The organism is Lacinutrix sp. MedPE-SW, from assembly GCF_001874145.1.
Lineage (GTDB): Bacteria > Bacteroidota > Bacteroidia > Flavobacteriales > Flavobacteriaceae > Lacinutrix.
Map to the genome: position 1 here is coordinate 1 of NZ_MPCX01000001.1, position 15,157 is coordinate 15,157.

Genomic DNA, 15,157 nt, shown 5'->3' on the forward strand with positions numbered 1-15,157 from the left:
ATTCATTCATAAAAAAAGCCGCTTATTTAAGCGGCTTTTTTTTATATATAATTTAAATTTTATTCTCTATTTGGTATTTCTTCAGTCTCACAACCAAATAAACTTTTTTCCATTATTAAGCTAGAAACACCTTCTGGTAACATTTTTTGCCAACCATCTTCTCCTTTAGATATCATACTTAATACTTTTCTTGAAAACACATTTAATGTAGACGCATCATAATCTGTTATATCTACAACTTTACCATTATACTTAAAGAATTTGTAAAGCTCTTTCATTCTTGGGTGTACTTTTAAATCGTTACTTGTAGTTAAAGAACCATCATCATTTTGCATTGGGTATAAATACACACGTAAATCTTTAAAGAATAATTTACCAAAGGCTTCAAGAATACCACCACTTAAGTGACGGTAGTATTTTTCATCAAAAATATCTACAAGATTATTAACTCCCATTGCTAAGCCCATTCTAGCTTTAGAGTATTGAGAAAAGTATTCTACTAATTTATAGTATTCTTGGAAATTAGAAATAAGTACTGTTTGCCCTAAAGAACATAATAACCTAGCACGATCCATAAAATCCTGCTCATCAATTTCACCTTCGGCTCTAAGGTTAGATAAAGTAATTTCAAAAATAACTTGTGTTTTTTCTTCGTCTACTTTACTTTCTTTTATAAACATATCCAGAGATTTCTGGTACATGTCCATATTAACCTTTGTTACAGGTCTAAAACTACCACGCAATGCTAAAATATTTTTCTTATATAATACTCTAGCAGGTAATACATTATTTCCATCTGGTGCAAACATAACGGCATCTGTCATACCATTTTTAACAAGTTGTAAACTCATTAAACGGTTATCTACATCTTCAAAAATAGGACCAGAGAAATTAATAGTATCAATTTCTAATTGGTCTTTATCTAAGTGGTCGTATAAGTAACGCAGTAATTTTCTTGGTTCATTATATTTATAAAAAGCACCATAAATTAAGTTAGTTCCTAATTTACCTAGAGTTTCTTGTTGTAAACGAGCATCATTTTCTTTAAAACGAATGTGCAAAACAATTTCATTATAATCTTGCTCTGCATCTACTTGGTACTTAATACCAACCCAACCGTGTCCTTTATATTTTTTTGCAAAATCTATAGTTGCTACAGTGTTTGCATAACTAAAAAACATTTTATGAGGATGTTTATCTCTGGTAATACGTTGCTCGATTAAATTAATTTCATGATCAAGCATTTTGCGTAAACGTGCTTCTGTAACGTAACGTCTATCATCTTCAATACCATATATGGCATCACTAAAATCTTTATCGTAAGCAGACATTGCTTTTGCAATAGTTCCAGAGCCACCACCAGCTCTAAAAAATTGTCTTACAGTTTCTTGTCCTGCGCCAATTTCTGAAAAAGTACCATATATATTTTGATTTAAATTTATACGTAGTGCTTTATCTTTTATTGATGGAATACTTTCAATATTAGTATCTCCTTTTAGGGTAATTTCCATAGTAATAGCATTGATTTATCTTACAGACAAAGGTACCAAATAACTATACCAAACAAAAAAAATATCCTATTTTTGTGTGAGTATAAATTAATTATATATTCTCTTTTGAAAATCACATTTTTAGGTACAGGAACATCACAAGGTATACCCGTTATTGGTAGTACACATCCAGTATGTTTAAGTGACAATCCTAAAGATAAACGCTTACGTGTATCGGTATTAGTCTCATGGGATACCTATACTTTTGTTATAGATTGTGGCCCAGATTTTAGGCAGCAAATGCTTCGTGCTAACTGTAACGCAATAGATGGTGTTATTTTTACTCATGAACATGCAGACCATACTGCTGGATTAGATGATATTAGACCTTTTTTCTTTCGTCAAGGCGATATAGATATTTACGCACATAAGCGTGTGTTAGGTGAATTGCAAAAACGTTTTGCGTATATATTTACCACTAAAGATAAATATCCTGGTGTACCAAATGTAATAGAGCATGAAATAAAAAACACACCATTTAAATTAAAGAATATAGACGTAATACCTATTGAAGGTTATCACCACAAGCTACAAGTTTTTGGTTACCGTTTTAAAGATTTTGCTTATTTAACAGATATGAAAACGATAGCCGAAAAGGAATTAGAAAAACTTTATAATTTAGATGTTTTAGTAATAAATGCATTGCGAGAAGAAGCTCATATTTCTCATTTTAATTTAGACGAAGCATTAAGTATTATTGATAGAGTGAAACCTAAAAAAGCATATTTAACTCATATAAGCCATTATTTAGGGTTTCATGACGAAGTAGAAAAAAAGCTTCCGGAAAATGTTTTTTTAGCTTATGATGAATTAACCTTAGAATTATAAAATTTAAAAATTATTTTCACCAAATAAATAAAATCCAAAATTAAATTTACCTGTTGTTATGAAGAATCGCATTTTTATGTACTTATTTATTTTTTCGTTATTACTTATATTATTTCAATATATGAATTCGAAAAATATTTTTGATGATAGCAACCGAAAAGTCGCAAATAGCGAAAAACGAATTAAAAAATATCAAGATTCTATTTTAAAATTAAATGATGAAATTACAGATTTATCATACTTTAATTTTGATAGTAATGAAAAGTCTTATTTCTATTTTCAAGATCAAGGTTATGATGTTGATCAGCTTTTAAAAGCGATAGAAGATGGTATTTATGCTCAAAATATTTTTGAAGGCGAACAACATCCATTAGTACCTTACGGTTCTAGTGAAGGTAACAGAATGCAAATAAATATTGTTCGCATTTTAAACCATAAATGGATAATTGCCGATTTTACAGATGGGCAATTTGAAGGTGAATTATTTATAACTTACGATATAAACGAAAAAGGCGAATTAAAATACAATGTTGCCAAATCGTTTTTATACCCAATAAATTAATTGTTTTTAAAGTTTAGTTATAAGCCAATCTTTAAATTCGTAGAAGTTTTGTGGTGCAACTCCATGACCAACAGGAAACTCTGAGTATTTATAATCTATATCTAAAGCTTCTAAAAATTTTGGAGACTGTCTTGCCCAATCTACAGGAATTACTTGATCTACACTACCATGTGAACAATAGAAGCTTAAATGCTTATAATTATCTTTAGTTTTAATTTCAAATAAATCTGAATTTACATAACCACTTAAAGCAATAATATTTCTAATTTTTTCTGGGTAAGTTAATGCCACAGCATAACTTAAAATACTACCTTGACTAAAGCCTAAAAGTGAAACATTATCTTTATTTACAGGATATTTAGCAATTACTTCGTCTATAAAACTAGCAATTAAATCTCTAGATTTTATAGCTTGTTCATTATCACTCCATTTACCTTTTTCGGCATCAAAATTTATGGCGTACCAAGCATTACCAAAAGGTTGCATTGGGTAAGGTGCACGTGCCGAAACAATAAAAAGTTCTTCGGGTAACTCTGTAGCAAAAGAAAACAAATCGTTTTCATCACTACCATAACCATGAAATAAAATTAATAAAGGCGCATTTTCTTTTAAAGAAGATTCGCGTACTACGTGTGTTAAAGAAAGTGTGCTCATTATTATCCTATGCTTGAAAATAGTTTTTGATAAAAAGGTCCTACTAATGGAACTTCGTTCATTTTTCCTGTAATAGCTCCAATTATACCGTAAATAAATAGAATACCAAATCCAAGCCAAAAAGCAGTAGAAATCATCCAGCTATCAAAACTTCCAACAAAATACCCTAAAATCATATATGATAAGCAAAGCCCTAAACCTTGTCTTACATGAAATGAAGTAAAAGGATTTTTTTTATCTTGATTCATTATTAAAGCTATTACCGAACCTATTATGGTTAAATAAGCAACTACACTTAGTGTTTTGCCTTCTTCTGCTGCATTTGTATTCATTATTGTAAAACTATTTTTTTATTAGCTATTACACCGTAAGCTTTTCCTTTTAACTTATGGTTTATAAATATGCTGTTTTTAGATTTTGATATAATATTCTCTGTAGAAAAATTGTATGTATACGTTGGATTAAAAAGTGCTAAATCTGCTTTTTCTCCTTCAGTTATCATGTGAGTATTTACATTAAATGTTTGTTTACCATTGGTTAGTAATTGTATTGCCTTTTTAGTGGTTACAACTGTTTGTAAAGCTCCAAAAGCACTTTCTAATCCAATAGTTCCATAAGAAGCATAATCAAACTCCATTTTTTTATTCTCTATGGTTTGTGGGTTATGATCACTTGTAACCATGTCTATTGTACCATCTTTTAAACCTTCTAAAAGTGCATTTACATCTTGTTGTGTTCTTAATGGTGGTAATACTTTGTATTTAGTTTCAAAATCGCTTAATTCATTATCTGTTAAACACAAATTATGTATTGCAACGCTACAAGTAACGTTTAATTTTTTCTGTTTTGCTTCACGAATTAAATTAACAGCTTCTAAGGTAGAAATTGTTGGTATGTGTAATTTCCCTCCAGTATATTCTAAAATATATAAATCACGTGCAATTTGTAAAGCTTCTGCTAAATTAGGATTTCCTTTTAAACCTAGTCCAGTACTAGTAATATGTTCGTTCATTACTCCGTTTCCAGCTATTTTGTTTTCTTGTGGATAAGAACACACTAAGCCTTCAAAGTTACTAGCATACTGTAAAGCTATTTTTAAAAGGTTTGGATTTTTAATTGGTTTTTTATAATCTGAAAATGCTACTGCTCCAGCATTTTTCATGTCAAATAATTCTGCTAAATCAACGCCATCACTTTTTATGGTTAATGCTCCAATAGGGTATAAGTTTACTGCATTATTTTGGGCTTTAGTTTTTAAAAACGAAATTGAAGCATTTGTATCTATAACTGGTAGTGTATTTGCTTGTAATGCCACACTTGTAAAGCCAGATTTTCCCGCAGTTTTAAGTCCGTTTTCTATGGTTTCTCTATCTTCAAAACCAGGCTCACCAAAACAAACATTACTATCAAACCAACCTTGAGATACATGTAGGTTTTCTAAAGTAATCTCTTTGTAATTATTTGTATTTTTTATGTTTTTGGCAATTTTAGAAATTATGCCTTTTTCAATTAAAATATCTTGAGTAGTATTATGGTGATTACTCTTTGCATCAATAATAGTTGCAGATTTTATAAGTACGTTCATTTAAAATATTTTAAGATGAGCATTTCGGTAATTAAAAGTAACAAGGCAAAAATAACAAACCATTTCCATAGCGCATTAACATTATTATCACTTTTTATGTTATTAAAGGTTTGTGACACCGAGTTGCTAACCGTAACATTATCGTTATTAGAAAATTGTTGATAGTTTAAAACACTTTCGTCTCTAGAATAGTTATAGCTTACATTTTCAAGAATTTCGGTTTTATTTTTTATGGTATAAATTCCTGCTAATTCTGGCGTTTCGTTTGTTGTTATAGTTACTTTATTATTAAAATATTGTTGTTGTGGTATTATTTTATGTTCGCCTTTTTGTAACGTTAGTACAGCATCTTGCTGTAAGTTAGTAACAACGTCAAATTTATTTTCTTTACCAATTGTATAGTATAAGTTTGAGCGTTTTAAACTTTGTTGCGAAATGTTATAAAACGTAGGAACAACTAAGTTTATATTGGTAAAGTTACTATTCTTGGTATTTAAAGCAGCTGTAAAAAAGTAAAGGCCGTTATTTTCAGATAAAAAAGGTTTACCATCTTCATATTGTAATAGAGGAGAAGTCGTTACATTTTGTGCATAAAAGCTATTAACTTTAGGATATTGAAAATTACTTACTTTTTTTTCGAAAACACTATTAAATATAGGGTGCGAATAGTTTATTGTAGTTAGTTTTTTCTCGGTAATATTGTTGCTAGAAATTTTACTTAAACCAAAGTTATTTAAAATAGTATTGTAAGATGCTAAATCTATAGTTGTTGCTGGAGGTATTACTATTACTATGCCACCATTATTTGTAAACGATTTTAATGCCGTATTTAATGCTCCTGGTATTTGTTCTAATTCGTTTAAAACAATAAGGTTTTGCTTGCTTATGTCGCTATAGTTTAAAGTATTAAATGTTGTAGACGTATAATTAAATTCTGGAGCGGTATAAATACGTTTTAAAAACGAGTCATTGGTTTGATTAACTGTTAATACATTAAGCTTTGTACTGCGATTTATATTAAAATATAGCGTATTATCAAACTGAAGATTTGTATCGTCTATACTTACTTGACCATTTATTATTTGGTTATTTGGTAAGGTAAAAACAGCAGTAGCTTTATCTGTAATAGTTACAGCGCTTTTTGTTAGTAGATTTTGATTATTAAAAAGAGAAACAGGAAGGTTTTCTATCGTATTGCCGTTGTTTTTTATTACCGCAGTAAGTTCTAAATTACTAGCGTTTTGTTTAGAAATGTATAAGCTATCTACAGTGACATTAGTCGTGTTTACTGGTTGTAATTGTACTAAATTTAGATTTATATCTAAATTATCATTTAAGTTTAAGTTTTGATTTTTTTGCTGAAAATCACTAATAAACAAGAGGTTTTTAATTGTGTTTTCGTTTTTAGTAAAGTATTTTTTACTTTTTAAAAGCGCTGCATCGTAGCTTAATTGGTTAGAGGAGTAATTTAAACTTAATAAATCATTAGTAATGGCTTTAATGGTAGTATTTCTAAACGCATCATTATTAGTTATAATAGATAGTGTTTCTGTCTCACCAACATTTTCTATAATATCATTTACTGCACGTTTTAATAATTCACCTTTATCTCCTTTAGCCTGCATACTGTAAGAATTATCTAGGTAAATTACAGTTTCGGTTTTTGCATTAAAAGTTTTGTTTTTAGAAATATACGGCTGTGCAAACGCAAAAATAATTGCGGCAAGTAGTAACATTCTTAAACATAAAACTAACCATTTTTTAATTTGCGAACTTTTTCTAGTTTGTAAAGTAACTTTCTTTAAAAAGGCAACATTAGTAAACGATTCCTTTTGAAATTTACGTAATTGAAATAAATGAATTAAAACAGGAATTAGCAGTAAGAATAGTGCGTAAAGAAGTTCTGGGTTTTTAAACTGCATTGCTAATTTTGAATTAGACAAATATAAAAACTTAAACTTAATTATTACTTGCTTTAACAAAAGAAAAAATAATCATGCATAGAAATTTTATTATGCGCATGTAAGTAAGCTTTAATAGTGTCTTGTTCTATACTGTTAGCAACACTTACAATAATTTGTGGATTAGTTAATGCAGCTATGTGTTGAAACGGTTTCATTTCAACATTGTATATATGTTTTCCTATTTTTTTAGGGTTATCACAAACCCAATAAAAAGGAATATTATTTTCCTGTAATTTTTTTGCAATAGTTTTTCCTTTTTTTCCTGCACCCCAAACAACTAAAGGTTTTTTGTTGTTATAATTTAATTTTAAAAAGTAGTGTATTTTTATATCTATAAAGCTATTCTCGGCATAATTAGCATCGGTTCTAGAAGCTCGAGTACCATAATCTCTCCAATAATGAAGTATTTTGTTACTTGGTATTATTTTGTAATTAGCTTGGTAACATCTAAAAGTTAAATCATAATCTTCGGGATAGCGATTTGTATTAAAAGCATTAATAGCTTCTAAATCTTCACGATGTAACATCCAACAAGGTGATGGTATAACACATTCTTTATAAATTTCATTATAGTTATTACCATTTTTGGTAAGCATATTAAGCCATTGTTCGTATTTTTTATAGCCATCACTAATGCCTTTAGCAGAAAAATAACTTACCAATCCTGTCGCTATATGCTTTTTTCCGTTTGTAATTAAGTTATTATGAAGCGTTTTTAACTTGTCTTCATCCATTATATCATCACTATCCATTCTAGTAATAAATTCACCTTTACTATGTTTAAAAGCAAGTTTTAATGCATCTATAATGCCAGAACCATTGTTTTTTAATAAGGCAATATTGCTATGTTTTTCCGCAAAAGCGTTAACAATATTGTAGCTATTATCTGTAGAACTATCGTCGATAATTATTAATTCCCAATCATTATAAGTTTGTTTAATAATAGACTGTAAACACTCGCCAATATAATCTTGTGTGTTTTTAAAAGGAATGAGAATACTAATTAGCGCTTGTTTCATTGCTGCAATATAGCATGAATTAAATGTCGTGAAAATACTAATTAACATAATTTTTAAATAAAATTATGTAACAAGATATATTTTTGAGCGTCTTAAAAGCATTAAGATTTTTAACAAAACACTTTAATAATGAAAAACCAATTTTTTACCGTTGCATTTGCAGGTTTGCTTTTAGTAGGTTGTAATTCTACTAAAAACGCAAGTAGCAAATCTAACAGCGATTTAGCAACCTTAAATCCAATTGAAACTACTTTAGACTTAACAAAAGTTGTAGATGATAAAGCGCCAGTAGTTATCAATCCTGGTCGTTTTACAACGCCAACAGTAACTTATAGACTGCCTAGAGTTGTACAAGGTACTTATTCTGTTAGTGATTTTGGAAAATACATAGAAAATTTTCAAGCTATAGATTATAACGGTAATGCTTTAGAGGTAACAAAATTAGACACAAACACGTGGACTATTGCCAATGCTTCGAACTTAGATAAAATAATGTACAATGTTAACGATACTTTTGATATGGAAGCAAATGGTGGTGGCATTGGTGGTGAAGTACCATTTTCTCCAGCAGGAACTAATATTGAAGATACAAACTATGTACTTAACTTACATGGGTTTATTGGCTATTTTGATTCTTTAAAAAATGCACAATATAAATTAGATGTTACAGCTCCAAAAACAATGGCAAGAACATCTGCATTACAAGAAACAGGTACAAAAATGAGTGATGATGGTTTAGCAATGACCTCTAGTTATTTTGCTCCAAGATATTTTGATATTACAGATAACCCAATGTTTTATGGTAATTTGGATGTTGAAGAATTTCAGGTTGGCGATATTAAAATTGTATTAAGTGTGTATTCTCCAAACAATGTGCATAGTGCAGCAAAAGTAAAAGCAACTATGGAGAAAATGATGCAAGCACAAAAAACATATTTAGGAGATGTAAACAGCACACCTAGGTATGATATATATTTATATTTATCTGAAGGTAAAGCCGAATCACCAAAAGGTTTTGGTGCTTTAGAACACCACACATCTACAGTTGTAGTTTTACCAGAATCTATGCCAGATGAAGCTTTAGCAGAAAGTATGATTGATGTTGTTTCGCATGAGTTTTTTCACATTGTAACACCATTAAGTGTACACTCTGAAGATGTACATTATTTTGATTATAACGAACCAACATTTTCTAAACATTTATGGATGTATGAAGGTGTAACAGAATATTTTGCAACACTTTTTCAAGTAGATCAAGATTTAGTTACAGAGCAAGAATTTTATAATAAAATAATGGGTAAAATTAAATCTGCATCAAATTATAATGATGCGATGAGTTTTACTACAATGAGTGAAAATATTCTTGATGAGCCTTACGCAGGAGAGTACATAAATGTATACTCAAAAGGAGCATTAATTGGTATGTGTATAGATATTTTAATGCGTGAAGAGAGCAACGGTAACCGTGGTATTTTATCTTTAATGAAAGAATTATCTCTTAAATACGGGAAAAATAAACCGTTTGAAGATGATAACTTAATTAGTGAAATCACAGCGATGACGTATCCTAGCATTGGCGAATTTTTACAAAAACATGTTGTAGGCGGAACACCAATTAACTATAACGACTTTTTTGCAAAAGTAGGTTTAAAAATGACTGAAGGCAAAGTAAAAACAAACTACATACAAAATGATGGTGTTTTAATTTTTAAACCAAATGTAGCTAACGGTACAATTCCTTTTTCTGAAGCAGTAAAAGACAATAGTTTTTGGGCAGAAAATGGTGTGTTACCAGGAGATGTAATAAAAACAATAGATGGTGAAAAATTAACTTTAAGTAATGCAAACCAATTACTTTCTGCTGCTTATTTATGGAAACCAGGTAGAGAAGTAGATGTACGTTTAGATAGAAATGGAGAAGAAATTGTAGTTAAAACCACTTTAACACAATCTTATACAACAGGTTCTAATTTAGAAGTAGACCCAAATGCAACAGCTAAACAAAACGAATTAAGACAAGCTTGGTTAAAAGGCTAGTAATTAGTATTTAAAGCTTGGCATAGTAATTGAATAAATTGCTTTAAAGCATAATTTTAAGTATCTTTAAATACTTAAAAATGCAAGTTTTAACCTTAAAAAATAAAAAAATGAAGAAGTTAATTTTAATGAGTTTTGTTTTCTTAATGAGTATAGCAACAGCTATTGCACAAGAGAAACCTGTAGATAGTGATTATGTGATTTTACTTAATGATAAAGTGTTTCATTACACATTTGAAGGTGTTAAACCTTTAAAAGAAGATTTAAAGCTAAAAAATGGTATTGTAGTTAAACCTAATGGTACTTATATTTTAGACGATAAATCTATGAAATTATCTGATGGAGAATGCTTAGGCATGAGTGGAAAGAAATACAAATCGCAAGCAGATTTAAATAAAATGCTTAAAAAGAAAATGAAGCGATAACTTACTTCTAATTTAAATATAAAAAAAGACCAGCATAAACATGCAGGTCTTTTTTATTTTATATGTTTCTTACTGTTCTATAAGAATTGAAAATTCAAAAGTTGTACTTTCTCCTTCTATTGAAGATACAGATATAGTACCACCTAAAGATTGTACAATATTTCTAACTGTAGATAAGCCAATACCATGGCCTTTATTACCGTTGCGGTCTACATTTCCAATAGTGGAGAATAAGTTAAATATCTCGTTTTGTTTTTCTTTTGGAATACCAATACCATTGTCTTTAACTGTAAAAAAGTAGTGGTCATCTTGTTTTTTACAATCTATATCAATTATAATTTCTTCTTTATCATTATACTTTAAACTGTTTCCTATTAAGTTTAAAAATACTTGTTCTAAAGCGGCTCTATTACAATAAAGTTCTTCGTTTTTATCTGGAAAATTAATTTCACAGTTTAAATTTATATTTAAAAGATCTACTATTTCTTCTAATAAATGATGTAAATCAAAACTTTCGGTTTCATTATCTATTTTATCACTTTCATAATGTTCTAATAAACCAGTAATATATTTGCTTAGATTTAGTGATGCACTTTTTAAATAGCTTAAATATTCTAAACCTTTTTCGTCTAGCTTTTTTCCGTATTTAACTTTAATAATATCAGACGTAACAATTAAGTTAGCCAAAGGCATTTTCATATCATGAGAAACAGTACCTGCAAAGGTTTTTAATTCCTCATTCCTTTCTTTTAAAACAGCCTTAGTTTCTATTAATTCTTTATTTTGCTTTCTCAACTCAAAAAGGTTTACGACTTGACTAGATAAAGCAATTAAGGCTTCACGTTGAATTCTAGTTATTTTTCTAGGTTTAGAATCGAAAACACAAAGGGTTCCTAGTTTAAAACCATCTTTGTTTACTAATGGCGCACCAGCATAAAATATAGCGTTATGATCTTTTACTAATGGATTATCTTGAAATCGAATATCTTTTCTTGAGTCTTCAATAACAAATATATCACCATCTGTTAATATGGCATGGCCACAAAAAGAGATGTCTCTTGGAGAATCGCTAAACGGAACACCATAATGCGATTTTAAAAAGTTTCTATCGGCATCTAATAATGTAACTAATGCTATAGGTACATTAAAAAGAGAAGCTATTAATGCTGTAATTGTATCAAAGTCACTTTCTGGAAGTGTATCTAACAAATTATAACTTTTTACAGCTCTTAATCTAGCTGCTTCATTTTCTGGAATAGAAGGACTTATCACATTTACAAATTTAGGCTAAATGTAAATATAGTATTAAAATACTTAGTTCTTACTTTTTTTTCTATTATAAGTTAAAAACCTTCAAAAACACCTAAACCAAACAGCGCAAAGTCGTATTTAACAGGATCGTTTTTATCTAATTTTCTAAGCGATAGGTCAAGTTCTGCTAATGCTTTTGCATCGTTCTGTTTACGCTTTAAAAGACCTAGTTTTCTAGCTACATTACCAGAATGTACATCTAACGGACAGGATAAAATACTTGGTGATATGCTTTGCCAAATACCAAAATCTACACCTGTTTTATCTTGCCTAACCATCCAGCGTAAAAACATATTTATGCGTTTTGCTGCAGATTTTTTTAAAGGATCACTAACATGTTTTTCAGTTCGCTTTAAATGTTCTATTTCAAAAAAAATAGTTTTAAATTCATGTATTGCAGGTTGTATGGATTGCTTATTTGCGTGTTTAGAAAATACAGCTTCTAAACCATTGTGATTATTGTATATATGTTGTAGACTTTTAATAAACGTTATAAAGTCTATACCATTAAATGTACGATGCACAAAGCTTTCTAATGGTTCTAAATCTTTTTCTTCATGATTAATTACAAAGTCAAATGGTGCATTGTCTAATAATTGCATCATTTTATTTGCATTGTTAATTATGCTTTTACGGTTTCCCCAAGCTATAGTCGCACTTAAAAAGCCTGCAATTTCAATATCTTCTTTTTTACTAAATTTATGTGGAATTTGAATTGGGTCGCTATCTATAAAATCAAGTCTGTTATATTGCTCAACTTTAGCATCTAAAAATTCTTTTAATTCTTTTTTAGTCATTCATTATTTTTTTAGAATAAAAACCATCTTTTAAATCGTCACTAAACTGCTGCGGTATAATATTAAAATTAGTTTTAAAATATTCATATTGAGCTTTGTTTAAAGCAGGTAATGGTAACTCACCAGTAGCCCAGAAAAAATCTATAAATACTGGCGAATGTATTGTGGTGTTTTCAATGTTTATAGTTTCAAAATCCATTTTGTATTTTGAATTTTTATAAGGCGTTATTATATGTTTAAAAGAAAATGAGTTGGTTGTATTATGCGCTTGTGTATTTGTTAAATTAGAAAGATTAAAGCTTAAAAATGTAGAAGTTATAACTGTTATTAAACTAACAGATAATACTAGAGTTATTATATGTTTGTGCTTAATTATAGATGATAATACAATAAGAGAAAATAGTATTAAATACTGAAAGAAAAAACGATACTGCGGTACTATAAATAATAAAATTATAAATGCAAAAACTCCTGAAAAATAAACTATTAGTATAGGTTTTTTCTGCTTTAATTTTAATATAAACAGTGGCGTAATTAATAATAAAATTAGCATTGAAGCATTAAAAACACCATCTATTAAAGAGTAACTTACCCAACTTTTAAGGCGTGAGATAAAAGAAAACATGTTGTAGCTTTCTAGGTCTAAGCCATAGCTTGCTGCTTTTTCATAAACCGAAAAATAAGAACTTACACTATTAGGTAAACTCCAGTTAGTTTTTAAAAAATTAATATGTAATGGATAAAATGGATTGCCAGTAATAATTGTATTTTTTACTAAAAATAGTACTAATGTAATTATACCAAAACCAGCTAAAATTTTATTGTCTTTTTTAGTGTGTTTATAATAGTGAAAGTAGAGTACAAGTGCTAATACAAAGTATATAAATCCTGTTAGTTTTATAAATGTTGCAAATACTGAGAGTAAAAATACGGCGTGAAATGAGTAAATATTATACATTTTGTAGCAACTTAAAAACTCATAAAAAATAATTATACCTAAAACATAAATTGCTATATCTGGAGATGGAGCACCAATAAATTGAAATAGAAAAACATTAAAAATTGGAAATAAACCAATAATTAAATCTATTTTGTTTTTAGTTGTATCCCTAACATAATTATTAAGTTTTTCTATGGCGAATACGTTTCCTAGAAATAAACAGAAACCGCTTAAATCGTTCAAATTACTGTAAATAAACTCAAAATTATATCCGCTTTGCAGTATATGCCATCCAGAGGTTTGCCCTAAAAATAAATGCAAATTAGTTAAGCCTTTTGTAAAACCGTACTGGTTTAACCATTTTATGGTTTGAATGTAATAGGTTTCGTTATCAAGTAAAAATGGTGCTGATGCGCATTTAGCTAAAATTACAAACAACAGAAAAATTATAAAGCCTTTAAAAAAGGATGTTAATTGAAGAAACGATGTTTTAAGTTGCTTGATTTTATAGTATACATCTGTTTTATTTTTTAAATATAATAGTAAACTTATTACGAAAAATACAATATAAAAAAGCGTGTTTACTGCATTAAAAATAGACCAAAAACCAATGCAAAGTGTAACTGTAAAACTACCAATAAATACTGCTGTAATAGTATCTATAGCTTGTATTCTAAATAATTTTGCTGTAGCAACTCCAAATACAAGAGTTGTAGCAAAAATATAAATCCAAGAAAGTAAAATTAAAAGCATTAATGCGATTTAAGTTGCTAACGAAAATACAACTTTTATAAACTGTTTAAAAACTTAAATAATTTTACCATCTACCATGGTTAGTTTTCTATCGGCTAAATTTGCTAAGTCATTGTTATGCGTAACAATAACAAAGGTTTGCCCAAACTCATCTCTTAGTTTTAAAAATAGGTTATGTAAATTTTCTGCACTTTCGCTATCTAGGTTTCCAGAAGGTTCATCGGCAAAAATTAAAGCAGGATTATTAATTAAAGCTCTTGCTACGGCAACTCTTTGCTGCTCGCCACCAGATAATTCGTTAGGTTTATGGTCATACCTATGCGATAAACCTAAAAAATCTAATAATTCTTTGGCGCGTTTTGTAGCTTCAGCTTTGGGTGTTTTTTTTATAAAAGCAGGAATACAAACGTTTTCAATTGCTGTAAATTCTGGTAATAGCTGGTGAAACTGAAATATAAACCCAATATTTTCATTTCTAAATTTTGCTAATTGTTTTTCAGAAAGTGAATTTATATTGATATCATTTATAATTAATGATGAATTTGAGGTTTTAGAAACAGCATCTAAAGTGCCTAAAATATGTAATAAGGTTGTTTTTCCTGCACCTGATGCACCAACAACTGAAACTATTTCGCCTTTTTTAATGTGAACATCAACACCTTTTAAAACGTGTAAATCGTCGTAATACTTTTGTATATTTTCCGCTTTAATCATACTTCAATTTTAAAAAAA

General features: G+C 28.9%; 14 protein-coding genes. 4 read left to right on the top strand and 10 right to left on the bottom strand.

Annotation, left to right across the window (positions count from 1 at the left end; all coding sequences use genetic code 11):
- Positions 1-59 precede the first annotated feature (59 nt).
- Positions 60-1,511, bottom strand: coding sequence for a TonB-dependent receptor (locus BM549_RS00005; protein ID WP_290468367.1), 1,452 nt, complete (start codon positions 1,509-1,511; stop codon positions 60-62).
- A 105-nt stretch (positions 1,512-1,616) separates the two neighbouring features.
- On the opposite strand from BM549_RS00005, the gene BM549_RS00010 reads away from it, so the two are divergent.
- Both BM549_RS00010 and BM549_RS00015 read left to right on the top strand, forming a co-directional pair.
- Positions 1,617-2,378 carry an MBL fold metallo-hydrolase gene (locus BM549_RS00010; RefSeq protein ID WP_290468368.1) on the top strand — a complete coding sequence of 254 codons (762 nt, stop codon included), beginning with the start codon at positions 1,617-1,619 and terminating at the stop codon, positions 2,376-2,378.
- A gap of 121 nt (positions 2,379-2,499) precedes the next feature.
- Complete coding sequence (locus BM549_RS00015; RefSeq protein WP_290468369.1) at positions 2,500-2,940, top strand: hydrolase; 441 nt, start codon at positions 2,500-2,502, stop codon at positions 2,938-2,940.
- Between the two features lie 6 nt (positions 2,941-2,946).
- Here BM549_RS00015 and BM549_RS00020 read toward each other — a convergent pair whose 3' ends face one another.
- From BM549_RS00020 to BM549_RS00040, 5 genes are read right to left on the bottom strand one after another with little or no spacing between them, the layout of a single operon-like run.
- Positions 2,947-3,594, bottom strand: coding sequence for an alpha/beta hydrolase-fold protein (locus BM549_RS00020; RefSeq protein WP_290468370.1), 648 nt, complete (start codon positions 3,592-3,594; stop codon positions 2,947-2,949).
- 2 nt (positions 3,595-3,596) lie between these two features.
- Positions 3,597-3,926 (bottom strand): hypothetical protein, encoded by a 330-nt coding sequence (locus BM549_RS00025; protein ID WP_290468371.1) that lies wholly within the window; start codon positions 3,924-3,926, stop codon positions 3,597-3,599.
- On the bottom strand, positions 3,926-5,179 hold the full coding sequence (locus BM549_RS00030; RefSeq protein ID WP_290468372.1) for a dihydroorotase family protein: 1,254 nt from the start codon (positions 5,177-5,179) through the stop codon (positions 3,926-3,928). Before BM549_RS00030 ends, BM549_RS00025 begins: the two co-directional genes overlap by 1 nt.
- Positions 5,176-7,122: a BatA domain-containing protein gene (locus BM549_RS00035; RefSeq protein WP_367112923.1), complete on the bottom strand. Its 1,947-nt coding sequence runs from the start codon at positions 7,120-7,122 to the stop codon at positions 5,176-5,178. The genes BM549_RS00030 and BM549_RS00035 overlap by 4 nt, the downstream gene beginning before the upstream one ends.
- A gap of 32 nt (positions 7,123-7,154) precedes the next feature.
- Positions 7,155-8,162: a glycosyltransferase family 2 protein gene (locus BM549_RS00040; protein ID WP_290468373.1), complete on the bottom strand. Its 1,008-nt coding sequence runs from the start codon at positions 8,160-8,162 to the stop codon at positions 7,155-7,157.
- A gap of 129 nt (positions 8,163-8,291) precedes the next feature.
- On the opposite strand from BM549_RS00040, the gene BM549_RS00045 reads away from it, so the two are divergent.
- Both BM549_RS00045 and BM549_RS00050 read left to right on the top strand, forming a co-directional pair.
- Entirely contained in the window at positions 8,292-10,199 is a 1,908-nt protein-coding gene (locus tag BM549_RS00045) for a peptidase M61 (RefSeq protein ID WP_290468374.1), read from the top strand.
- A 110-nt stretch (positions 10,200-10,309) separates the two neighbouring features.
- Positions 10,310-10,624 (top strand): DUF6799 domain-containing protein, encoded by a 315-nt coding sequence (locus BM549_RS00050; RefSeq protein ID WP_290468375.1) that lies wholly within the window; start codon positions 10,310-10,312, stop codon positions 10,622-10,624.
- A gap of 69 nt (positions 10,625-10,693) precedes the next feature.
- Here the strand turns inward: BM549_RS00050 and BM549_RS00055 are convergent, their stop codons facing one another.
- From BM549_RS00055 to BM549_RS00070, 4 genes are all read right to left on the bottom strand, one after another.
- A complete protein-coding gene (locus BM549_RS00055) occupies positions 10,694-11,896 on the bottom strand; it encodes a GAF domain-containing sensor histidine kinase (RefSeq protein WP_290468376.1) in 1,203 nt (400 codons plus the stop codon).
- A 71-nt stretch (positions 11,897-11,967) separates the two neighbouring features.
- Positions 11,968-12,732: a TIGR02757 family protein gene (locus BM549_RS00060; protein WP_290468377.1), complete on the bottom strand. Its 765-nt coding sequence runs from the start codon at positions 12,730-12,732 to the stop codon at positions 11,968-11,970.
- On the bottom strand, positions 12,725-14,425 hold the full coding sequence (locus BM549_RS00065; protein WP_290468378.1) for a hypothetical protein: 1,701 nt from the start codon (positions 14,423-14,425) through the stop codon (positions 12,725-12,727). Before BM549_RS00065 ends, BM549_RS00060 begins: the two co-directional genes overlap by 8 nt.
- A gap of 54 nt (positions 14,426-14,479) precedes the next feature.
- The gene (locus BM549_RS00070; protein WP_290468379.1) at positions 14,480-15,139 is read right to left on the bottom strand and encodes an ABC transporter ATP-binding protein; all 660 of its coding nucleotides are present in this window, start codon (positions 15,137-15,139) and stop codon (positions 14,480-14,482) included.
- Between the last annotated feature and the right edge of the window lie 18 nt (positions 15,140-15,157).